This window comes from Chitinophagaceae bacterium (assembly GCA_016717285.1).
Taxonomy (GTDB): domain Bacteria; phylum Bacteroidota; class Bacteroidia; order Chitinophagales; family UBA10324; genus JACCZZ01.
In genome coordinates this window covers 1,919,059-1,942,176 of the sequence record JADKFU010000005.1, presented here as the reverse complement: position 1 = coordinate 1,942,176, position 23,118 = coordinate 1,919,059, and the positions used below count along the sequence as shown (strand labels likewise).

Annotated in this window: 20 protein-coding genes; 13 read left to right on the top strand and 7 right to left on the bottom strand. The window is 40.3% G+C overall.

Features of this window, described 5'->3' with window-relative positions:
* Positions 1-26: 26 nt before the first annotated feature.
* Both IPO83_17630 and IPO83_17625 read right to left on the bottom strand, forming a co-directional pair.
* A complete protein-coding gene (locus tag IPO83_17630; GenBank protein MBK9733076.1) occupies positions 27-707 on the bottom strand; it encodes a hypothetical protein in 681 nt (226 codons plus the stop codon).
* Positions 708-834: 127 nt separating this feature from the next.
* A complete protein-coding gene (locus tag IPO83_17625) occupies positions 835-1,791 on the bottom strand; it encodes a phosphoribosylaminoimidazolesuccinocarboxamide synthase (GenBank protein MBK9733075.1) in 957 nt (318 codons plus the stop codon).
* Between the two features lie 153 nt (positions 1,792-1,944).
* Between IPO83_17625 and IPO83_17620 the strand changes: the two genes are divergently transcribed.
* The 8 genes from IPO83_17620 to IPO83_17585 all read left to right on the top strand — a co-directional run bounded on the left by IPO83_17620 (position 1,945) and on the right by IPO83_17585 (position 9,389).
* Positions 1,945-2,373, top strand: a complete 429-nt coding sequence (locus IPO83_17620; GenBank protein MBK9733074.1) for a GNAT family N-acetyltransferase — start codon at positions 1,945-1,947, stop codon at positions 2,371-2,373.
* Between the two features lie 6 nt (positions 2,374-2,379).
* Positions 2,380-2,787 (top strand): DUF3052 domain-containing protein, encoded by a 408-nt coding sequence (locus IPO83_17615; protein ID MBK9733073.1) that lies wholly within the window; start codon positions 2,380-2,382, stop codon positions 2,785-2,787.
* Between the two features lie 293 nt (positions 2,788-3,080).
* The gene (locus IPO83_17610; GenBank protein ID MBK9733072.1) at positions 3,081-3,683 is read left to right on the top strand and encodes a DJ-1/PfpI family protein; all 603 of its coding nucleotides are present in this window, start codon (positions 3,081-3,083) and stop codon (positions 3,681-3,683) included.
* A gap of 200 nt (positions 3,684-3,883) precedes the next feature.
* Complete coding sequence (locus tag IPO83_17605; protein ID MBK9733071.1) at positions 3,884-4,909, top strand: dehydrogenase; 1,026 nt, start codon at positions 3,884-3,886, stop codon at positions 4,907-4,909.
* A 93-nt stretch (positions 4,910-5,002) separates the two neighbouring features.
* Positions 5,003-5,584 (top strand): D-sedoheptulose 7-phosphate isomerase, encoded by a 582-nt coding sequence (locus IPO83_17600; GenBank protein ID MBK9733070.1) that lies wholly within the window; start codon positions 5,003-5,005, stop codon positions 5,582-5,584.
* A gap of 64 nt (positions 5,585-5,648) precedes the next feature.
* On the top strand, positions 5,649-6,353 hold the full coding sequence (locus IPO83_17595) for a nucleotidyltransferase family protein (GenBank protein ID MBK9733069.1): 705 nt from the start codon (positions 5,649-5,651) through the stop codon (positions 6,351-6,353).
* Entirely contained in the window at positions 6,328-6,888 is a 561-nt protein-coding gene (locus tag IPO83_17590) for an HAD family hydrolase (protein ID MBK9733068.1), read from the top strand. The genes IPO83_17595 and IPO83_17590 overlap by 26 nt, the downstream gene beginning before the upstream one ends.
* A gap of 212 nt (positions 6,889-7,100) precedes the next feature.
* Positions 7,101-9,389 carry a CRTAC1 family protein gene (locus IPO83_17585; protein ID MBK9733067.1) on the top strand — a complete coding sequence of 763 codons (2,289 nt, stop codon included), beginning with the start codon at positions 7,101-7,103 and terminating at the stop codon, positions 9,387-9,389.
* A gap of 246 nt (positions 9,390-9,635) precedes the next feature.
* On the opposite strand, the gene IPO83_17580 is transcribed toward IPO83_17585, so the two are convergent.
* On the bottom strand, positions 9,636-11,825 hold the full coding sequence (locus IPO83_17580; protein ID MBK9733066.1) for a T9SS type A sorting domain-containing protein: 2,190 nt from the start codon (positions 11,823-11,825) through the stop codon (positions 9,636-9,638).
* Positions 11,826-12,300: 475 nt separating this feature from the next.
* Entirely contained in the window at positions 12,301-13,299 is a 999-nt protein-coding gene (locus tag IPO83_17575) for a PhoH family protein (GenBank protein ID MBK9733065.1), read from the bottom strand.
* A 350-nt stretch (positions 13,300-13,649) separates the two neighbouring features.
* Between IPO83_17575 and IPO83_17570 the strand changes: the two genes are divergently transcribed.
* On the top strand, positions 13,650-14,429 hold the full coding sequence (locus IPO83_17570; GenBank protein ID MBK9733064.1) for an SAM-dependent chlorinase/fluorinase: 780 nt from the start codon (positions 13,650-13,652) through the stop codon (positions 14,427-14,429).
* 154 nt (positions 14,430-14,583) lie between these two features.
* Here IPO83_17570 and IPO83_17565 read toward each other — a convergent pair whose 3' ends face one another.
* Entirely contained in the window at positions 14,584-15,126 is a 543-nt protein-coding gene (locus IPO83_17565) for a DUF922 domain-containing protein (protein ID MBK9733063.1), read from the bottom strand.
* A 172-nt stretch (positions 15,127-15,298) separates the two neighbouring features.
* Here IPO83_17565 and IPO83_17560 point away from each other — a divergent pair, with 172 nt between their 5' ends.
* The gene (locus IPO83_17560) at positions 15,299-15,937 is read left to right on the top strand and encodes a carotenoid biosynthesis protein (GenBank protein MBK9733062.1); all 639 of its coding nucleotides are present in this window, start codon (positions 15,299-15,301) and stop codon (positions 15,935-15,937) included.
* Positions 15,938-16,000: 63 nt separating this feature from the next.
* On the top strand, positions 16,001-16,771 hold the full coding sequence (locus tag IPO83_17555) for a leucine-rich repeat domain-containing protein (GenBank protein MBK9733061.1): 771 nt from the start codon (positions 16,001-16,003) through the stop codon (positions 16,769-16,771).
* Between the two features lie 16 nt (positions 16,772-16,787).
* On the opposite strand, the gene IPO83_17550 is transcribed toward IPO83_17555, so the two are convergent.
* Positions 16,788-17,702 (bottom strand): ribonuclease Z, encoded by a 915-nt coding sequence (locus IPO83_17550; protein ID MBK9733060.1) that lies wholly within the window; start codon positions 17,700-17,702, stop codon positions 16,788-16,790.
* Positions 17,699-18,079 carry an STAS domain-containing protein gene (locus IPO83_17545; GenBank protein MBK9733059.1) on the bottom strand — a complete coding sequence of 127 codons (381 nt, stop codon included), beginning with the start codon at positions 18,077-18,079 and terminating at the stop codon, positions 17,699-17,701. The genes IPO83_17550 and IPO83_17545 overlap by 4 nt, the downstream gene beginning before the upstream one ends.
* 370 nt (positions 18,080-18,449) lie before the next feature.
* On the opposite strand from IPO83_17545, the gene IPO83_17540 reads away from it, so the two are divergent.
* Together IPO83_17540 and IPO83_17535 are read left to right on the top strand one after the other, a co-directional pair.
* Positions 18,450-20,990, top strand: a complete 2,541-nt coding sequence (locus tag IPO83_17540; protein ID MBK9733058.1) for an ATP-dependent Clp protease ATP-binding subunit — start codon at positions 18,450-18,452, stop codon at positions 20,988-20,990.
* Positions 20,991-21,226: 236 nt separating this feature from the next.
* Positions 21,227-23,104, top strand: a complete 1,878-nt coding sequence (locus IPO83_17535; GenBank protein ID MBK9733057.1) for an ATP-binding cassette domain-containing protein — start codon at positions 21,227-21,229, stop codon at positions 23,102-23,104.
* The last annotated feature ends 14 nt before the right edge of the window (positions 23,105-23,118 follow it).

Genomic DNA, 23,118 nt, shown 5'->3' with positions numbered 1-23,118 from the left:
GTTATTGATCTGACATGAAAGGTGATTTAATTATCGAGTGCTCCGGCTTTAATCCACAAATCAATTTGCTTAATGCTGCAGTCATCGAGTTGACTTCCATTATATGGCATTGGAGTTACACCACCGTTCCAGGTAATTGAATTCATCAGCGATCCGGATATTGCCTGATCGTAAACTGCTGCGTAGCTGTTTAATAAAATTCCACCACCTGTTGATGTATTAGCATGACAACCGAGGCAATTTGTTTGCAGTATAGGAATAATGGTAGCGGTATAAGTAATATTAGTTGTATCACAAGTCATTGTAATGCAAGGCGCATTAGTCGCACCTTGTTCTATCCATATTTTTATAGTGTTAACCTGCTCGCTGTTAAGTGTTTCGTTAGGTGGCGGAGGCATCATCTCTTCTCCTTTACCATTTATTGACTCATACAATTTGCTTGAATTCGGTTTGCCTGGCTTTACAGCTTTCATGATACCATCATAATATGAAAAGTTATAACCTTCTGCCTGCGTAATAGCATCATGACAACCTGATTTTGCACAGTTGGATTGAATCAACGGAAATATTTCAGTTTCGTAACACACAGGATTGCCATAATTGGTTGGATCAGGGAAACTCTTGTCAAAAGTGCAACTTGTGAAATAAGAAAAAGTGACGGTAAAAAGTGCAACTGCCAAAGGCAATTTCAACATTGAGTTTTTCATAGTTAATGATTTAACCTGCTAATCGCTGACTCTGACTAAGTGTAATTTGATTCTTTCTGAGATGTGGCGATTTTGCTTTTTTCATAGCAAAATTAAGTGCTGAAGAAATCATTCAGCATGACTTAGATCATAGTAAATTCAATGTTGCTAAAGCTGCCACTACATTTTTTTCAATTCGGGCATTCACATTTTCTGTTGCGTTCCTTTCAAATTTATTACCGGTGATCCGTTCAAATAATTCAATGTAACGATCAGAAATGGTACTGATCCATCCGTCAGACATTTCCGGAATCTGTTGTCCTTCTTTACCCATAAAATTATTTGCGATCAGCCATTCGCGCACAAATTCTTTGGAGAGCTGTTTTTGTGGTTGCCCTTTTTCCTGACGCTCCTGGTATCCGTCGAGGTAGAAATAGCGCGATGAATCAGGCGTATGAATTTCGTCAATCAAAAAAAGTTCGCCGTTCATTTCACCAAACTCATATTTTGTATCCACCAGAATTAATCCGCGTTCGTTTGCGAATTGGCTGCCAAATTCAAATATCTTTCTTGTATAATCTTCAAGACGTTCATAAATCTCTTTGGGAACAATTTGCTGAGCAATTATTTCTTCTCGTGAAATATCAAGATCGTGACCGGCAGATGCTTTCGTGCTTGGTGTGATGATGGGTTGTGGAAAGGGATCATTTTCTTTCATGCCTTCAGGTAAAGGAACTCCGCATAAAATTCTTTTTCCAAGCTTATACTCGCGCGCCGCATGACCTGCCAGATAGCCCCTGATCACCATTTCCACTTTGAATGGATTGCACCTTTTTCCTATTGTAACATTGGGATCTGGGGTTGCAACCACCCAATTTGGAACAATGGAGGAAGTGGCCTTCAGAAATTGTGCAGCTACCTGGTTCAGCACTTGTCCTTTAAATGGAATGGGTCGTGGCAGGATGAAGTCAAATGCGGAGATGCGATCTGTTGCAACCATTACAAGGTATTTTTCAGCAATGGTGTACACGTCACGTACTTTGCCATGGTAAACACCGGTTTGCTGAGGAAACTGAAAATCGGTCTGATAGATTGCATTATTCATTTTATAAAAATTTGTGCAAAGATATATTTTCAGGAATGGTCAGGGAAAGCGTGATGTGTATCAGATCGATCCACCTGCTTCCAGCCCTTCCACTTCTTTGCGCATTTGCAATATGCATTTACAGCACTTACTTTTACTTTATAAAATAATCGAATGGAAATAAAAAAAGCCGAAACAGATAGTGAAATTATGAAGTGTTGGGAAGTTTTGTTTGCGCTTCGCCCTCATCTTATAAAAGAAAATTTTATTCACGATGTACGAACGACACTAAATGACAACCGGCAACTAATGTTTATTGAGGAAAATGGTATTGCGGTAGCAGCCAGCATTTTCGAATGGGGTTTTAATCTGTATCGCGGGAAATATATTTATATAGATGATCTTACTACGTTGCCACAGGCAAGGAAAAAAGGATATGCCTCTCAATTGCTGGACTGGATATTCCAATACGCTGAAAAAAATGAGATCAACCAGGTTCATCTTGATTCCGGTTCCAATGCAGGAAGGTATGATGCGCATCGTTTGTACCTGAACAAAGGATTTAATATCACCAGTTTTCATTTTGCTACACCAGTTAAATAATTATTTATGGCCGGAAATTCAGGCTCTCCATTGATGAAGAAATTAGGTATTAAGGAAGGAGACAGGGTATTGTTAGTGAATGCACCGGCTAACTATTTTCAACTCATTGGTCAGTTGCCGAAGGGAGCTATGCTGGTATCAGGAAATCAAACAGGCTTGGATTTTATCCACTTGTTTGTAAATAGTATGGAAGAATTGGAACTGTACCTTCCCACGCTGAAAATTCGCCTTCATTCAAACGGTACCTTTTGGATTTCCTGGCATAAGAAAACCTCCGGCATCGCAACAGATGTTACAGAAGAGCTTATCAGGAAATCCGCGCTATCACTCGGACTTGTTGATATAAAAGTTTCTGCAGTGGATGATAAATGGTCAGGTTTAAAGTTCGTGATCAGAAAGGGGAACCGGAAATAAGCTACAGCATCATTTTAAGTTGAAACCTATTATATGCGATAATAGGGAGAAATAATCTTGCTTTGAGTGGATAATTTATAACATCGTCGATGCTGTTTAGTGGTTATTTTGGAATAACTTTAAGGCAAGTATTGAAAGTGGTAGTGAGCTAACAACCCAAAAACAGTTTCTTCAGTGCCGCAGTCTTTACCGTGTAATTATTTATTTCTTTGAATAATTTGCTTAATGGGCAGCGGAAGATTTTCCTATACAAATGATATCATCCTGCATTCGAATTTTTAAATCGTCTTTTTATGAAACCTCAACGAGTAGCCATCTTTGTTTTCAATGATGCAGAAGTGTTGGACTTTACCGGTCCGTTTGAAGTGTTCAATCTTGCCAATACAGTTGCAGAGAAGCAGTTGTTTGAAGTCTTTCTCGTTGCCGAAACAGATCAAATAATTTTTGCAAGGAATAACTTTCGGGTAATACCTGATTATGATTTTTCTGAAATGCCGGAACCCGACATCCTGGTTATTCCCGGCGGTATCGGCCGTAAGGTGCAAATGCATCAGGTTCCCGTGCTGAACTGGGTGAAGCAGGAAGCAGGAAGAGCTTCCATGGTTTTGAGTGTGTGTACAGGCGCTTTCATACTTGGAAATGCCGGTTTGCTCCATCATTTGATGGCAACTACGCATCACGGCTCTTATGATGAATTCGAAAATGAATTCCCTGCTACCAGACTCATTCGCAACGTTAAATATGTTGACAACGGTAAGGTGATAACTTCAGGTGGAATTGCTGCCGGAATAGATATGTGCCTGATGGTTATTGGTAAATTGTTTGGAAGTGAACTGCAACATAAGGTAGCACACCGGATGGAATATCCGGTTGTTGCCGTTCCTTCTCCTTCTTAAATATTTACTGATTTGAAGCAGACTTAAAACAGGTGCACTTATAGGTTTTGCATTCCAGTGTATGGCGCTGTTTTTTGCATTCGCAATGAATACTTCTTTTGCAATTAGTTTCCATTCAAATTCAATTCCTGTCAAGTCTTCCGGATATACGCTACCAACTTATTTTCATTTTTCTATTTTTGTCGCCAAACTGGCAAAGTATGATGATCAGAAGCAGGGCACCGTTAAGAATAGGACTGGCGGGAGGAGGAACGGATGTAAGTCCTTATTCCGACCAATATGGAGGGGCGATTTTAAATGCCACTATCAGTCTTTTTGCGTACGCAACCATTGAGCCGCTTGACACAGGTAAAATCATCATTCATGCCATAGATAAAAAGGAGATGGTGGAGTTTGATGCTGCCGATGAATTGCCCATTGATGGAGAATTGGTGTTGGCCAAAGGAATTTATAACAGGATTGTAAAGGAATTTACCCACAAGCCATTAAGTTTCCGGCTTTCAACTTACGTTGACGCTCCGGCAGGTTCAGGTCTTGGAACTTCATCAACATTGGTTGTTGCCATCATCGGTGCATTTGCTGAGTGGCTTAAACTACCACTTGGCGAATATGATATGGCCAAACTGGCTTTTGATATTGAACGTAAAGACCTTGCAATGGCCGGCGGGAAGCAGGATCAGTATGCAGCCACTTTTGGCGGATTCAACTTTATGGAATTTTATAAGGATGACAAAGTGATTGTAAATCCGTTGCGGATCAAGGAGAATTACCTGAACGAAATGCAATCCAACCTGCTGCTGTATTACACAGGTACCAGCCGGCTGTCGTCAAAGATCATCGAGATGCAGAGCGTGAATATCACTGCTAAGAAAGAGAAATCAGTGGATGCAATGCATAAATTAAAGGAGCAGGCCGTGCATATGAAAGAGGCTATTTTACAAGGGAATCTTGGTGAGATAGGAGAGATACTCAACTTCGGCTGGCAGTTTAAGAAACAGACGGCAGATGGCATTTCAAGCCCGATGATTGATGAGATTTATGAGGCAGCTTTAAAGGCAGGTGCAAATGGCGGAAAAATTTCAGGCGCGGGTGGTGGTGGATTTATGTTTTTTTATTGTCCGGGTCATACACGCTATGCAGTGCTTGACCGTTTGCATCAGTTCGGCGGTGAATTCCGCAGGTTTCAATTTACAAAAACAGGAGCTACTTCCTGGCTGGCAAAATAGTAATAAAATAAAGTCACGCTTCTGTAGCAACTTAGTCAGATGCTTCAACAATACCTCTTCATTCAATTTTAAAATTTAACCTCAACAAATAGTATGAATAAAATCAAGGAAATAATTACCGCTTCTATTTCCGTAAAGGAAAAAATACTGCATGATCCGGAACTGATAACTGTGCTGCAGAATGTGGCAGATGAAATTGTAAAATGCTATGCGCATGATGGCAAGGTATTGTTTTGCGGGAATGGGGGAAGTGCAGCCGATGCGCAACACATTGCCGCTGAATTAAGCGGCCGTTTTTATTTCGACCGCGATCCGTTGGATGCAGAAGCGTTGCATGTTAATACTTCTTATCTCACGGCTGTTGCTAATGATTATTCTTACGAACAGGTTTATTCACGACTGATCAAGGCACGTGGCCGCAAAGGTGATGTGCTGGTTGGCATTTCCACATCAGGTAATTCAGGTAATGTGATAAAAGCGTTTGAACTGGCCAATGAGATCGGAATGATTACAGTTGGAATGACCGGTGAGTCTGGTGGTAAAATGAAACCGCTTTCAACTTACTTACTCAATGCGCCTTCATCAGATACACCACGCATTCAGGAATCGCATATCATGATGGGACACATAATCTGTGAATTAGTGGAAGAGCGGATGTTTGAAAGAGGCAGTTAGTTTCAGAAGTAAAGCATAGCAATCTTTATCAGCATGCAATTCAAACGGCTCACTGCTAACATCCATGATTAATACTGCAATCATTCTCGCTGGTGGTTTTGGCACACGTCTGCAAACGGTTGTAAAGGACCGGCCAAAACCCATGGCAGACATTAATGGAAAGCCCTTCCTTCAACATCTCCTCGATTTTTTGATTTTGCAGGGAATCAATAATTGTATTCTTTCTGTGGGATTTAAATGGGAAACCATCCGTGATTATTTCGGAGAAAAGTACCTTTCTGTTGATCTCAGCTATTGTGTGGAAGAAAGTCCCCTCGGAACAGGTGGTGCTATTCTGAAAGCAGTACAAAGCGTTAACGTGGAGGAATTTTTTGTATTCAATGGTGACACTTTTTTTGCAATCGATCTCAACACCTTTTACCTCGCATATAAGGAAAAGAACGGATTGCTTTCGCTCGCTTTAAAAAAGATGTCTGACTTTGATCGTTACGGTGTTGTGATAACGGATAAAGCAGGTAAAGTATCGTCGTTTGAAGAAAAGAAGTATTACAGCAGTGGAAATATCAACGGAGGCGTTTATCTTTTGAACCGCAAACTTTTTGAGCACCTTGAATTTCCTGAAAATTTTTCGTTTGAAAAAGACCTGATGGAAAAGTATTGCACGGCACTGTCATTTTACGGAGTAACGTTTGACGATTATTTCATTGACATTGGCATTCCTGAAGATTATGAAAGGGCAAAGCATGAACTGGAAAGATTTACACATTGATAAATCGTGGACTTTATTCCTGGACCGCGACGGCGTACTCAATAAAAAAATTGATGACGACTATGTAAGGAGTATTGATCAGTTTGAGTGGTTGCCTGGTGTTCCGCAGGCAATTAAAAAGTTATCAGGTTTATTTGGAAGAATCATCATCATTACCAATCAGCAAGGTGTTGGAAAAGGATTGATGATGAAGGAAGACGTTGAATCAATTCACACAAACATTATTGAGTCAGTTAAAATAACAGGAGGCAGGATTGACGCTGTCTATTATGCACCGCAATTGAAATCTGAAAATTCGGAATATAGAAAACCGAATATTGGAATGGCTCTTCAGGCAAAAAAAGATTTCCCCGAAATAGACTTTTCAAAATCAATTATGGTTGGCGATTCCATGAGTGATATCGAGTTTGGGAAGAAAGCGGGAATGAAAACGGTATTTATCCTGAATGATAAAAAGCACGCTCCCGAATTGTCAATGATAGATGGAATATGCAAGGATTTGAAATTCTTTTCTGAGCAAATAGTGACTCAATGACCATATGATTAAACGGTGGCACGAATGCCATTGTTTGTGAAGACCGGGATGGTAACAATAACCATTTAGCCATATAGCTCTATTCCGCACGTTATCATTTCCTTAACAAACATTTAATAACCATTAAGCATTATTGAAAGGCGCTTAATGTAAGACTCGGAAACCACAGTTATATTTGCCCGCTTAAATTTTATTCACTCAACCAAACGTCCATGAAAAAGGGTAGAATACTCTTTCTTGTTTCAGCAGTCACTGTTGTACTGTTGGGAAGCTTTGTGTTTTTTAAGATGAAAACCAAAGCAAAATCAGCTTATGCTAACCTGAAGATTGAAAGCACTACGATGCCGGAAATCTACCAGGAAATTGTGAAGGAATCTGATCCATTCACACTTTATGGCAGAAATAATGAAATGATTCCCATTCTTGAAAAAAGACTTGAGAAAGATCCTTCTAACCAACAGCTTCAGTTCAATTTGGGCTTGCAGCATATTTTCAATGGTACTACCCAAAAAGGCATCGATTACCTGCTGGCACTTGAAAATGATGCTGCTTACATGAGTGATCCTGTTAAAGCCAAACCAAATGAGAAAGGTTGGTCGAAGCTTGATTCGCTTGAAAGTTTTCTGGCGATTGCTTACCTGCGTCTTGGCGAACAGCAAAATTGTATTGAAAATCGCAATGATGCTTCCTGCGCTTTTCCGATTGAAGGTGGAGGTATTCACACCATGAAAAAGCCGGTAGAAGAAGCTATCAGGAGATATCTGAAAATTGTAGAAAAGAAACCCAAGGATTATCTTTCAGTATGGTTGTTAAATATTGCCTGCCAGGCCAATGGATCTATTCCTCCTGAAGTTCCTCAGAAATTGATTCTGGATAAATCACTCTATAAAAACGAATGGGATTGCCCTCGGTTCAATGAAGTCGCAATGGACCTCGGTATTGAAAACACCGGTTGGGCCGGTGGCGTTTGTGCGGAAGATTTTGACAACGACGGATACATTGACATCATTAGCTCGAGCGCAATTCTTGATGATAATGTTAAGTATTACCACAATAACGGTGATGGAACATTTACTGATTATACGGAACGTGCTAAGCTGAAAGGAGAGATGGAAGGATTGAATGTGGTGCATATGGATTATAACAACGACGGCAATATGGATTTCTTTATTCCGCGTGGCGGCTGGAAATATGAAGCTGGTCATTTGCCTCCTTCATTAATGCGTAACAATGGCGATGGCACTTTCAGTGACGTTACCATTAAAGCCGGACTTATGAATTACAATCCAACGCAATCGGCTGAATGGGCTGACATTGACAAAGACGGGGATCTTGATTTGTTTCTTGGACATGAAATGGGTTATCAAAGCAATCTTTACCTGAACAATGGAGATGAAACGTTTACAGATATCTCACACGAAGCAGGTGTTGATTTCAAACTTTACATCAAAGGCGCATCATGGGGAGATTATAATAACGACGGATTTCCGGATCTGTACGCTTCCAGTTTCCAGAAACCTGCACGCTTATACCGAAATGATGGGTTGAAAGATGGGAAGGTTCATTTTACCGATGTTACCAAGGAAGCAGGTTGTTCAGGTACACCTTCTAATTTTCCTTGTTGGTGGTTTGATTATAACAATGATGGTTATCAGGACTTGTATGTATCAGCTTATCAGCCCGGTTATACGATTAACAGTTGCCGTGAATTTATGGGATTACCAATGGATTCGACTTTATTTCCATGTTTGTATTTGAACAATAAAAACGGCACATTCACCAATATCGCCCGGCAAGCGCATATTCAGTACGAAACATTTACCATGGGTTGCAACTACGGCGACCTTGACAATGATGGCTGGCTGGATTTTTATCTGGGTATAGGTGCACCAGATTACAAGGCTATTTTCCCAAACAGAATGTTTCACAATCATGAAGGACAATACTTCGAAGATTGCACGATTTCAGGTGGCTTTGGTCAGTTACAGAAAGGACATGCGATTGCCTTCTGTGATTTTGATATGGATGGCGACCAGGATGTTTACGCAGACTTTGGTGGATTTTATTATGGAGATGTTTATGAAAATGCACTCTATGAAAATCCGGGATTTAGCAATAATTGGGTGAATATCAAATTCGAAGGGGTGAAGAGCAACAGAGCTGCTGTAGGCACGCGCGTCAAACTTACATTTACTGAAAATGGAGTGAAACGTTCAACCTACCTGGCTATCAGTAAAGGCGCCAGTTTCGGAGGTAACCCAATACGGCTTCAAGCCGGTGTAGGCAAGGCGGCTATCATTGATGAAATTGAAGTTACCTGGCCGGCAACTGGTCAAAAAGATATTTATACCAATGTGGCTGTAAATAAAGTTTACAAAGCAAAAGAAGGAGATAAAGAATTAACGATTTGGGATATCAAGCCATTTGAATTCAAAACAATGGAGCGCAGAATGGCAACAGGTGATTCGACCATGAATCACCATCACATGATGAATATGTAGTTGTTAGTAATTGCAAAGGGCCTCCGGATTGTTTTTCGATCCGGAGGTTTTTTATTTAAGTTAATGCTGTTGCGGATGCATTATTCAGTCGTTGTGAATAGCTCTTGAATTTGTTCAGCAATTATTGATTTCGTACATTATTTATTTCATCCGGTCAGGATGTGGCGCATTGGCTCCATTCTATTGCATGTTTCATGGAAATTAAATCTGATCAACTCACGATAAAAAAATTAGTGTGGCTGATATTCATTCTGTTTTTAAAAACTTGGATATTGTTGCCATTCCGTTTTTATAGATAATCGCAGTGATGTACATGCCGGCTGGTAGTGACAGGTCATGTAAAATATTTTCTACCTCTGAGTTTTTTAGGTTCGCAGCATACAAAACATGTCCGGAAAGATTCATGACTTGCATAAGTACCTGTTCGTCAGAAATGGTTACATCACAAACCGTTGTTTTTAATTGTTGAGCATGTCCGTTTTTGTCGGTTTGAGATAAACGGTAGTAATTGTTTCCCGGATATGGATGATTGTCTAACATAAAATAATTGCTTGGCAAACTGCTGAATGCTTTTCCCGGAACAGTTGCAAGCGTTTCATAATGCTCGCCATCATATGATTTTTCCAACAGAAAATGATCATTGTTTAATTCACTGGCAGTAGTCCAGTCAATCGTGATTACATTTCCTTGTGGATGGCATTCAAATGAAGTCAGTTCAATAGGTAATATCGTGCAGTCAATGCCGGCTCCACCGGTTAATGTCCAATTAAGATTAAAACCGCTTCCACCTGCAGACCATTTGCTCACGCACAAATAATAGATCTGCCCTGTGGTTACAGCAAGGTCATTTACCCAACCATTACCACAGGAGGTCTCATTGAAATCATTTGTAGAAGCGCATGAATATCCGGGATAAAGATTATTGCTTGCTGTTCCAATGCCGGTATTGCCCATACTACCTGTATTATTCGTCTGATTTTGAGTAGTCGCTGTTGAACAACGTATCGGTTCTCCCAGGCTGCCACACGAAACATTGGGACCATATAAAGCCCAGTCATAATCATCCGGAACAGTATTGCCTGTTGAAAGCGGATCAATGGTCATTCCCAACGTACCGCTTGCAGAAATTGTGAAAGTATACCAATTGGAATACGTCTCGGTAATTAGGCAGTCATCCGATACATCGGCAGCTACTCCGGGTCCTGTGCTTGCATCACTAAAGCCCGTATTGGTGCAAATCGGAGTTATCAGATCACAATCATTATTGTCGGTGCCATTGGGTCCGCTTGCACACGGAATGCAATCAAAAGTAGCTACCCAGCCAGCACCGTTGGCTGAAGCGTTCGAGTTGAAAATGAAGGAGATACACCCGCTTTGATCACTTGAAAGATAAGGTCCGTATCCGAGTGCCATGCAGGCTTCATAAGTTGAACAATTCGTATTAACAAGCGGTGATCCGGTGCTGAAGGCAGTACTCTCCATCGTAGGTCCATTCATGATTTCAAGTTTGTCACCATTTTTTAAATCAACAGAAAAGAAGTTGGCCCGAAGGCAGGTGTTGATGGAAGCCGGACAAAATGTTTTATAAACCTGAAGGGTTACACCATTTGCATAATTGCCGGCCGTACCTCCGTTATCTGTATAAGTTCCGCCACATGTAGCCACCATAGGTCCGCCAAGATAAGAACCACCGAGACCAACGATTGGCTGTGTGTAGTTAGCCGGACTACCGGGCAGGGAAGGACACGAGGTGCAGGAAATAGCCGCTGTCCAGCCTGCACTGTTACCACTTGCGTCGGTTTTAATATTGAAGGTAAGGCAACCACTGAGTGAAAGTAAAGTTGGAGGTAAGACGGTGCCTGAATATTTACCGATAAGTGTTGCAGCAACTGAAGCGCCATCGTAAATCCTCAAAGTATCTCCCGCAGATAAATTCATCGAATAAAATGTAAACTGTATGCAATTGGATGAATTTGAACAATACGTTTGCGTGAAGTTTTCAAGGTTTCCATAAGTTCCTCCTACGCCACCACTATCGTAAAATAAACCATCACAGGTGTTGATAGTTGAATTGTTATTTAATACATAAAGCGTTCCGCAACTTCCGCAACTGATCGTAGCCGCCCAGCCTGCTTTATTTCCCGTGGCGTTTGAGACAAACTTAAAAGTGATGGATGATGTGCTGGCGATGATGGTTCCCGGCGATATATTACCAGAGTAATTTCCGATTACTGTGGAGGAAGTGGAAGGTCCGTCATAAATGGTAAGTATGTCATTCCCTGTTTGCGTAAGAAATGTTGAAAAAGTGAAAATAAGGCAAGTTCCTGTGCTGCTTGTAAATGTTTCAATAATGTTAGTGTTGCTCGGGTAAACGGCCGCAGAACCACCATTATCATAAAAAGTGCCTGAGCAGGTTGTAACTGTTCCTGTCGCCATGTTATATGTTTGTCCATGGCTAATGGCCGGAAATATAGTTCCGAACACTAGGATGCTAAAAAAAATGTATTGCTGTAAATGTTTGTTCAAAAGCGGGTGTTTGTTATCTCTTCTTTTTCCAAAAAAATCTAAAGCCCTAACTGAAATGCAACATACTGTAACATTCTTAAAAAAAATTATGTAACAAACGAAAATTAAACAAAAAACGGATATGCTATTCGTACCGTGCTAAATAAAATGAAGAGTTGGAATTATTAAGTACTGATAGCATAGTGAAATGCAAACTGTCCCATTACATTTTGAATGAAAAATCCTCACATTTTAGGGTCATGGTCTGAAAGGATTAGACAGATCGCCAGGTTTGATTTCTGTTTACTGGAGATAATTCATCCCTAAATGAAAAAGATTCGCTCAAAAGTCCGCAATTTTTCATTTTAAAAGTCCGAATCGGGCAAACTGAATAATTCCAATACGGCTAATTCAAAGGTGGATCAGGAGAAAATTGTGGCGGAGGTAACCGATCTTCTTTCGGATCAGAATTTTCATAGGCCGTAATTATTTTCTTAACCAATGGATGACGAACCACATCCTGTTCGGTGAGTTTAACGGTACCAATACCCTTGATATCAGAAAGAATATCCAAAGCACGAAAGAGTCCGCTGCGTTGCGACTTAGGTAAATCTATTTGTGTTATATCGCCCGTTACAATGCATTTGGCTGATGATCCGATCCGGGTGAGAAACATTTTCAACTGCGAATCAGTAGTGTTTTGTGCTTCATCAAGAATAATATAGGCATGATCCAATGTGCGGCCACGCATGAAAGCAAGAGGCGCAACTTCAATCACGCGGTTAGTCATATAATAATTGAGCTTGTCAAGCGGAATCATATCATCCAAAGCATCATACAAGGGTCGGAGATATGGATCAATTTTTTCTTTCAGATCGCCTGGAAGGTATCCAAGATTTTCACCTGCTTCCACAGCAGGTCGTGTAAGTATAATTTTTCTGATTTCTTTGTTTTTTAATGCCCTTACCGCAAGCGCTACGGCAGTATATGTTTTGCCGGTTCCGGCCGGACCAATGGCAAAAATAATATCATTGTGTTCCGACAATTCAACCATTTTTTTCTGATTGGGAGTCCTTGCTTTCACAACAATTCCGTTAGGTCCATAGACCAATCCATCATCATTGGGCTTTGGCATATTAAGGTCAAATGGATCGATGTCGTCCAACAGATCTTCCGCAGCTTTGTCTGTAAGCCGTCCATATTTCTCTATGAAATGCACTAGACTGTTGATCTTGTCTTCGAGCAATTCCAGGTCCTGTGTGTTGCCTTCAATCTTAATCTTATTGCCACGGGAAGTAAACTTAACCCTGGGAAAAGCATTTTTTAGAATCTGTAATCGCGAATTATTGATACCGAGCAAATCAATAGGTTCAATGGAGTCCAGGTGAATAATTAGTTCTGTCAATGGAAGTATTTCTTTTTGTTTTGTAAAGTTAATGAAAAGTTGAAGTCAGCCCGTAAACGTAATTCACGCCTTAATTAGTTCACTGTATTGTTTTTGATTAAGTCATGTTGAAAAAGTAAGTGAACTCATTGTAGGATTTAAGCAGCATCCGGAAACCTCAGATTGAATCTTTATTTTTCCTTCCGTTCTAAACCATGATGTGGATATTCTTCATCATAAATTTTAAACTGTTTCTTTGCAAAACTTTTATTTTCAACACCAATGATTTTTCCTGTTTTGCAACCATCAACAGCACTTGCAAAAGAGTGCAGTAGTGATTTTCTTAATTAAAGAGTCAGTAACATTTTTACATGCCCCTCATTACACTCACTACGGACTTTGGCACCCGCGATCACTATGCGGCAGCAGTGAAAGGTGAATTACTGAAGGCCATAAAGAGTGCAACTATTGTGGATATCTCTCATGATATTACGCCGTTCGACATCATGCACGGGTCTTTTGTGCTCAAAAACAGTTACCATCATTTTCCTGATGGAACATACCACCTGATCGGCGTTAACATGAATAGCGAAGAAGGAATCAGCCATCTGGTAGTGATGAAAGAGCAGCATATTTTTATTGGTCCGGACAATGGCATTTTCGGATTGCTTTGGGATGGAGAAATGCCGAAGGAAATTTTTCAGTTGCAACCACGTAAAGAAGAAAGTACCGGCACTTTACCAATGATGGATCTGTATGTAAGAGCAGTGAAACATCTTTCTGAAGGCGGAAAACCCAATGACATTGGAGTGAAGGTTGCTTTTTTCCGTCAATCAACTATGGGACGACCCATTATTTCAACTGATTATATCCGTGCTTCGATTATCTATTTCGACCGTTTTGAAAATGCAGTGGTAAATATCCGCAAAGCTGAATTTGAAAGCATTCAACAGAACAGAAAGTATGTACTCTATTTTAAAAGATATGATGACATCGATATCATTCATGATAATTACTTTCATGTTCTGGAAAGTGAAAAGATCTGCCTTTTTAATTCCAGTGGTTATCTGGAGATTGCGATCAATAAGGGAAATGCCATGGGGTTATTAAATCTGAATGTAGGAGATATTGTGCAGATAGAATTCAAATAATCCCGCCTCATTGCAAACCTTACTTTTTTGCTCAAAGAGCATTGAATAGAAAGACTGAAAAAAGGTATTGATAAATTTAACAGGCAGTCCAATTTTAATTTATGGAGCAAGCAGCAAACATTCATTGATGTTTGTTGGCAGAAACTTGCAAGGCTTAATCAGTAATTACCGGATAGGCTTGATATTCTTCCAACATACTTTCTACTTTCTTTTTCCACCTTGCCTGTTCCTCCGTTTTTACACCATGCTCGGTTTCGCTGTCGTATGTTTGTTGTAATTGGTCGCAAGCCTCATTTATGGATTTAAAAAGTTTGTTTGCGGCAACAGAAACATCTCCGGGTTTTTCCTTTAGCAGTTGTGCATCAGCATATAACTTTCTTGTATAATATTCAGCGATTGCAAAATGCAGTTGCTCATGTCCCAAAACATCTTCACGATTAGTCTTCATCCATGATTCATTCTTTTTGAATGCGGCATAAACCTTAACAGTGCTTATTTTACCATTGGTGGTGCTATAGGTAAAATAAATATAGCTGGCGGTAAGGGCAGCCCAGGGTGAGTTCTCAGGCACTGCACCTTTAAAGTCATCATACGCAATTTTGCTCCGGTCATTCCATCTGATTTCATTTTCTGCATCAGAAGGAATCGCGACAAATGTTGTCCACGAAAGTGACACAATTAATAAGAGTAGGTTCATGCGGCCAAATTTAATGTATAAATGTTTTACATGTACAGGTCGATGTTTTTATTGACATTGCCTGGCATACAAAATACTTATCCATGGTAGCATGTATTGGGACAATGTGTCGCAACAAATAGTAATGCTTTATATTGCCACCATTCTGTAATCAGTTTTTTTGAATAACCAGATGGAAGGGAAGAAAAATAAAAAGTTAATCGCCGGCATCATACTTCTTGCTATAGTATTCATAGCGAGTTTCGCAGGATTGACAATTCCGGTGACCACACATTTGTTTGAGCAATTGATCCCTATTAGTATCCTGGTTTCCATTGGAACTTTGCTCACTTTTCACCGGTACTGGAATAACAAAGCCGTTTTTTCACTTCTTACTATTGTGCTGGCTGGATTTCTAATTGAATGGATAGGTGTCCGTACAGGAATCATTTTTGGAAAGTTCGCATTTGGCAATTCGCTTGGTTGGAAAATCAATAATACACCATTGATGGTTGGATTGAATTGGTTGGTGTTGGTTTATATCACGCATGTTGCAGTTAAGAAAATTGGGATTGGCAGACCTTGGATAGAACTCACGGCGGCGGCTTTAATGACAGCTCTCGATTATCTGATTGAACCAGTTGCAATAAAATATGATTGCTGGAATTGGGAAGCAGGAGTAGTTCCTGTTCAGAATTTCGCGGCATGGTTTTACATTTCCTTTTTCATGCAGCTTTTTTTTAACCGGATGAAACCAGTTGAAGAAAATCAAATCGCCATTCCATTGCTGATGCTAAACATCCTTTTTTTCGCTGCACTCAATATCTGGTAAGCATATAATATACTGTTTTCGTTTTCATGATATTGATTGCAATAAAAGTTTCAAATTTGGCAGATGCATTCACAGGTAACCAGGTATTTTAACGCATACTTACTGCTTGGCATTTTCTTTTGCCAATGCTGCAGTTGCTCTACCTTTAAAACATATACCAGCCTTGATAAAGCGCTCGATAATCCGGCTGCTGTTCAGCGTTTAAAGATTTCAAACAAAAATCTTGGTTCTCTTCCGGCTGAAATTGGCCGGTTAAAAAATTTAAAGCAACTCATTTTGCTTCGGGTACATATTGATTCTCTGCCCCCGGAAATCGGACAATTAAAGGAGTTGGAATATCTGGCTGTAACCAGCAGCAGGCTTCAAAAGCTTCCGCCTGAAATAGGGGAACTGAAAAAACTAACACGGTTATCTCTTGAATACAATCAGCTCGAATTTCTTCCCGTAGAAATTGGAGCACTCAATAATCTGCGAGAACTAAAACTCACCCATAATTTTCTTCAATCACTTCCACCTTCCATCGGCAGGCTTACCAATCTTGAATTTCTCTATCTGAATGAAAACCGGCTTGGTTCACTGCCCGTTGAAATTGGAAATGTGATAAACCTCCGGTTTTTATATGTTGGTAAAAACGCGCTTGAAGATTTACCTGCTTCAATAGGAAATTTAACCATCCTTAATGAATTGGATCTTGCAGGTTGCGGACCCATGGTATTAGTTCCTGAATCATTGTGCACACTACACAGCCTCGAAGTTTTGTACATCGATAATTCACTTCTTATTCCCGGTTGCCTGCAGGGAAGGATGGGCCATTTTCAAATAATCATGAAGTGAATGCAATGTGTAAAATCTAATTGCTGATCTGAATGGTAAGGCCCTCAATAGCGAGTTGCGTATCCGGAAAAATGGATGCGGCCTCCTGAAGCACTAATTGAAGATCCTCATATTTTGCTGAGAAATGACCTATCAGCAGTTTTTTTACTTCTGCCTTTAACGCAATTTTGGCGGCCTGCAAAGTGGTTGAATGAAAAGTGAGTGAAGCCCTTTCAGCAGATTCTTCCATAAAGGTTGCCTCATGATATAAAAGGTCGACTCCCTTCACCTGCGTTAGGAAATGTTCTGAATATAAGGTGTCTGAACAAAATGCATAGCAGCGTGGTGCAGGTGGTTCGCCGGTAAGTTCGTGGTTAGCAATTGTACGTCCTCCAACCGTCACATCTTTGCCTGCTTTTAAGTCAACAATATTTGAAAGGGGAATTTCAAATTGCTCCAGTTTTTCTGGAAGAATGCGTCGGTCGCGTGCCTTTTCCCTGAATAAAAAACCACAGCATGGAATGCGGTGTTTCATCGGGATAGTAGTAACAGACAGGTGTTCATTTTCGAAAACCAGTTTGGATGATGAGCAGTCAATTTCATGAACCACTAGTTCATACGTAAGATGCGTGTCGGAATACTTGAAATTTAAATCAAGAATTTCTTTAAGACCTTTCGGACAAAAAAGATGTAAGGGTTCAACCCGCTTTAATAAGTGATAAGACGTAAGCAAGCCAATGAGTCCGTAATAATGATCTCCGTGCAAATGGCTGATAAAAATCTGATTGATCTTTGAGCGTTTGATCCGGTAATTGGTTAATTGGATCTGTGTTCCTTCCCCGCAGTCGATCAGAAATAATTTTTCATTGTGATTCAGCACCTGCGAAGTGGGATGCCTGCCATGAGCAGGCAGCGCAGAATTACTGCCCAGGATAGTAACTTCAAACGTCATACTTCACTTTCATCATTAATATCACGTTCAATTTCTTCCATCATTATAAGATCTTTTGCTTCCTGTAAGGTGGGAACAATCTGCAGGATACTATCCAATTGAGAGATATTAATTAACCGCATAACGGTATCATTTACTCCGGTCAAAACAAAAGTGCCATTGGCATTCTTGCATAACCGGTTGGTAATAAGAATAGAACTAAGTCCTGATGAATCCACGAACTTGATTAATCCCATATCAAATACAATGTTGCGAATACCTTCGGCATTTAACAGGATCATTTCTGATTTCAGAAGTGGAGCAATTTGGGAATTTAGCTTCTCATTTTCTAATGTAAAAACACTGAATTTTTCCTCTTTATCAATACTGAACTTCATAAGCTGCTTAATTGTTTTGCGTGCAAATTAAGTAAAAACAAATGTAAACATTCGTAACAGGTAATTCGTGTGGCATTCGTCATTGAAATTAAGAGCATACGTTATCTGGTTACTTACTTGATGTTAAACTAAGATCAGTTGAGTTGATATGAATAAGTTGGGAATGAGCACTTGATAGAATTGCAACTGTATGCTTTTAATTTAAACAAATCAAAAAATAGCAACAGACAATTTTTGGCTACCCTGTTGAAAACAAAAACCAAATAGGGTAGAAATTTGTAAATAACTTTAACTCTTGTTAAGTTTAACGCTCAAACTGACATTTAGACATTTTGATTTTGTTGGTTCACCCTTTGATTAAACACGGCACATGGAAGCAAAGTTTTCACCGAAAGTAAAAGAAGTAATCTCGTATAGCAGGGAAGAAGCCCTGAGATTAGGCCACGATTTCATTGGTACCGAACACCTGTTGCTTGGACTCATCCGTGATGGAGAAGGTCTTGCAATTAAAGTGCTTAAGTCAATGGATATAGACATCATTCTGCTTCGCAAAGCAATAGAAGATTCGATTCGCGACAAGGCCATACACCACCATAATGTCAATGTGAATAACCTTCCACTGACAAAACAGGCAGAAAAGGTTTTGAAGATTACCATCCTGGAAGCTAAAGTGCAGAAGTCTGATACCATTGGTACCGAACACCTGATTCTTTCTATACTTAAGAATAAGGATACTGTAGTTACAGAGGTATTGGCGCGTTTTGAAATTGACTACGATTCCTTTAAAGCTGAATTGGACTTTTTGCAACAGGAAATGAAATCAGAATCGCCCCATGAACATTCCGATGAGGATGAAGGATTTGAAGAAGAAAAAGCACGGCCCGGATCAGGATCACGTAAAGCACCCGCTGTAAAATCACGCACTCCGGTACTGGATAATTTCGGTCGCGACATCACCCGCCAGGCTGAAGAAGGATCTCTTGACCCTATTGTGGGTCGCGATGTTGAAATTGAACGCGTATCTCAGATTCTTAGCCGTCGTAAAAAGAATAATCCCATTTTGATTGGCGAACCAGGTGTAGGTAAAACCGCAATTGTGGAAGGACTTGCACTCAGAATACATCAGCGCAAAGTTTCACGTGTCTTGTTTGATAAGCGTATTGTGATGTTAGACCTGGCTGCACTTGTTGCTGGCACCAAATACCGTGGTCAGTTTGAAGAGCGGATGAAAGCGATCATGAATGAGCTTGAAAAAAATCGCGATGTTATTCTGTTTATTGATGAGATTCATACTATCGTTGGTGCTGGAGGAGCAACCGGCTCACTGGATGCATCGAATATATTCAAGCCGGCTTTGGCTCGTGGAGAACTTCAATGTATAGGTGCTTCAACACTTGATGAATACCGCCAGTATATTGAAAAAGATGGTGCACTGGATCGTCGCTTTCAAAAAGTGTTGATTGATCCGCCGTCTCCTGAGGAAACAATGATCATTCTTAACAACATCAAAAGCAAGTATGAAGATTTTCATAATGTGAATTATACTGATGAAGCGATTGATGCCTGTGTAAAATTGAGTAACCGCTACATCACTGATCGCTTATTGCCTGATAAAGCTATTGATGTGATGGATGAAGTGGGAGCAAAGGTGCACTTAAAAAATATCCACGTGCCCCAAAGTATTATTGAGCTTGAAAAGAAAATTGAGGATATCAAGGTAGAAAAAAACCGTGTTGTAAAAAGCCAACGGTATGAAGAAGCTGCAAAATTGCGCGATTCTGAAAAGCGTCTCATTGAAGAATTGGACCAGGCAAAAGCAGCATGGGAAGAGGAAACAAAAGTGAAACGTTACCCTGTTACTGAAGAAGATATTGCTGAAGTGGTAGCCATGATGACAGGAATACCAGTGAAACGTGTTGCACAAAGTGAAAGCACTAAGTTGCTGAATATGGCTGAAGAACTTCAGGGCAGCGTAGTCGGCCAGGAAGAAGCCATTCAGAAAATCACTAAGGCTATCCAACGCAACCGAGCCGGATTAAAAGATCCACGTAAACCAATTGGATCATTTGTATTCCTCGGTCCCACCGGAGTTGGTAAAACGGAATTGGCAAAAGTATTAGCGCGTTATTTGTTCGACAGCGAAGATTCGTTGGTTAGGATTGATATGAGTGAATACATGGAAAAATTTTCTGTGTCGCGGCTTATCGGAGCGCCTCCCGGATATGTTGGATATGAAGAAGGAGGACAACTTACCGAGAAAGTACGCCGTAAACCTTACAGTGTGATTTTGCTGGATGAGATTGAAAAAGCGCATCCGGATGTGTATAGTATTTTGCTGCAGGTGCTGGACGATGGTATACTGACAGATGGCCTGGGACGTAAAGTGGATTTCAAAAATTCACTCATCATCATGACTTCGAATATTGGTGCACGACAACTTAAAGATTTCGGGCAAGGCATTGGATTCAGTACAGGCGTAAGAGAAGAAGCTGCCGATTCACATTCGAAATCAGTGATTGAAAGTGCCTTGAAACGAACTTTCTCCCCTGAATTTCTGAACCGGATTGATGATGTGATCATATTTAATTCACTCGGTAAAGAACAGATACACAAGATTATCGACATTATGCTTCGCGAAGTATTCAAGCGTATCCACGCACTGGGCTATGCACTGGATATCACTTCAACAGCAAAGGATTTCATAGCAGAGCGCGGTTATGATGCCAAATACGGTGCCCGTCCGTTGCAACGCGCGATTCAGAAATACCTTGAAGATCCGCTCGCTGAAGAATTACTGAATGCTACAATGAAGGCTGGGGATACCATCATGGTTGATCTGGATCCTGCGGATGCTGAGAAGCTGAAGGCCTCCATCAGGAAACAACCCCGGGAAGAGAAGATGGATGCGTAAGTGTTTAATAAATGCATAATAAAAATTGCAAAGCCCTTGAGAGAGGGCTTTGTTATTTTAAGGAATATTGTTTTCAAATAGTTGCAATTTGAAGTAGCTTAAATTCGTCATAATTATTTGTACTACAACAGCAGGTACACTTTCAAATTTAAGATAACATCATCGCATGGAAAGCGGCAAGGTATGCTGTTGGTGGCAACGTAAACAATGTATTTTTAACATTTAACAATTACTAATTGGCAGCATCAACCAATAATATAGACAAGCTTAAAGTAGAAACTCCAAAAGCAAAAATTAACAGGGAGACGCTTCGTGAGGCATTATTGCTTTTCAGTTATTTAAAACCCTACAGGTGGAAGTTTATTCTTGGGTTGGTATTCATTGCATTGTCTGCCTTTTCAACAAGTATATTTCCGTTTTTGATAGGGAAAATGATTGATGCGGCAGCGCCCGGTACGGCTGGGGCATTGCCTATAAATGGACAAGGAATGACCAGCAATTTCGGATTCAGTATCAAAGATGTTACCTGGAGTTTGAACACAATCATCCTGCTGATTTTTTCTCAGCTCACCATCCAAATGTTATTTTCATTCATGCGTGTATATCTTTTAACTGAGGTTGGAGAAAAATCACTGGCAGATATGAGGAGAGATGTTTATAAAAAGCTGCTCAGCATGCCGATGACTTTTTTTACAGAGAAAAGAGTGGGAGAATTAAGCAGCCGGATTTCCTCGGATCTTTCTCAGATTCAGGACGCACTTTCTTTTACGCTTGCTGAATTTTTGCGTGGCATTTTCACTTTGTTGATAGGTCTTGCATTTATTTTTTGGATCAGCGCCAAGCTTGCACTGGTGATGTTGTCCGTTGTTCCTGTGATTGCTGTGCTGGCTGTAATATTTGGTATCCGTATCCGGAAAATGTCAAAAAAAGCGCAGGATCAATTGGCGGAAAGCGGAACGATTGTGCAGGAAACATTTCAGGGTATCTCCATTGTAAAAGCATTCACCAGCGAATTTTTTGAAATTTCAAGGTATACGAAAAGCATTTATTCTGTAGTGGAAACAGCTATTCGCAATGCCCGTTACAGGGGTGCATTTATTTCATTTATGATTTTCAGTGTTTTTGGAACGATTGCATTTGTGATGTGGGTCGGAGCAAACATGATTCAGACGGGAGAACTTACAACAGGATTATTGACGATGTTCGTTATTTTTTCAGTTTTTGTAGGAGGAACTTTTGCAGGATTTGCTGATATGTTCAGCCAGTTACAGAAGACTTTGGGAGCCACACAAAGCGTGCGTGAAATTCTTAGATCGGAAGGTGAAGATGTTGACCTTGATCAACAACCTGTGGAGCCAGTTTACAAGCTTGCAGGGAATGTAAAGTTTGAACATGTTGCCTTTAGTTATCCTTCCCGGAAAGATGTAACTGTTTTAAAAAACGTAACCATGATGACTAATGCGGGCGAACAAATAGCATTGGTCGGTCCGAGTGGTGCAGGAAAAAGCACGATTGCCTCTTTGCTTTTACGGTTTTATGAACCGGAAAGCGGAAAGATTTTATTTGACAACCGCAGTGCAATGGATTTCCCGCTCAGCCAGTTAAGAAAACAAATGGCCTTTGTGCCTCAGGATGTGATATTGTTTGGCGGAAGCATCCGCGAGAATATTGCTTACGGAAAATTTGATGCGACAGATGAAGAAATAATGGAGGCATCGAAAAAGGCGAATGCAGATGAGTTCATCAGCCGTTTTCCTGAAGGATATGCAACAATAGTAGGTGAACGCGGAATTAAATTGTCAGGTGGTCAACGGCAACGAATTGCCATTGCACGCGCTATTCTCAAGAATCCTGCAATATTAATTCTCGATGAAGCAACCAGTTCGCTGGATAGCGAAAGCGAACAACTGGTTCAGGAAGCATTGGACAACCTGATGCGCAACAGAACGTCATTTGTGATCGCGCATCGTTTGTCTACCATTCGAAATGCCGATAAAATTGTTGTGCTCGACAAAGGCGAAGTGGTGGAAACAGGAACTCATGAATCACTCATGAATTCAGAAAGTGGTCTCTATAAAAGATTAAATGAATTGCAATTTGAAATTATTTCATAGCAGCATTTTGCAGG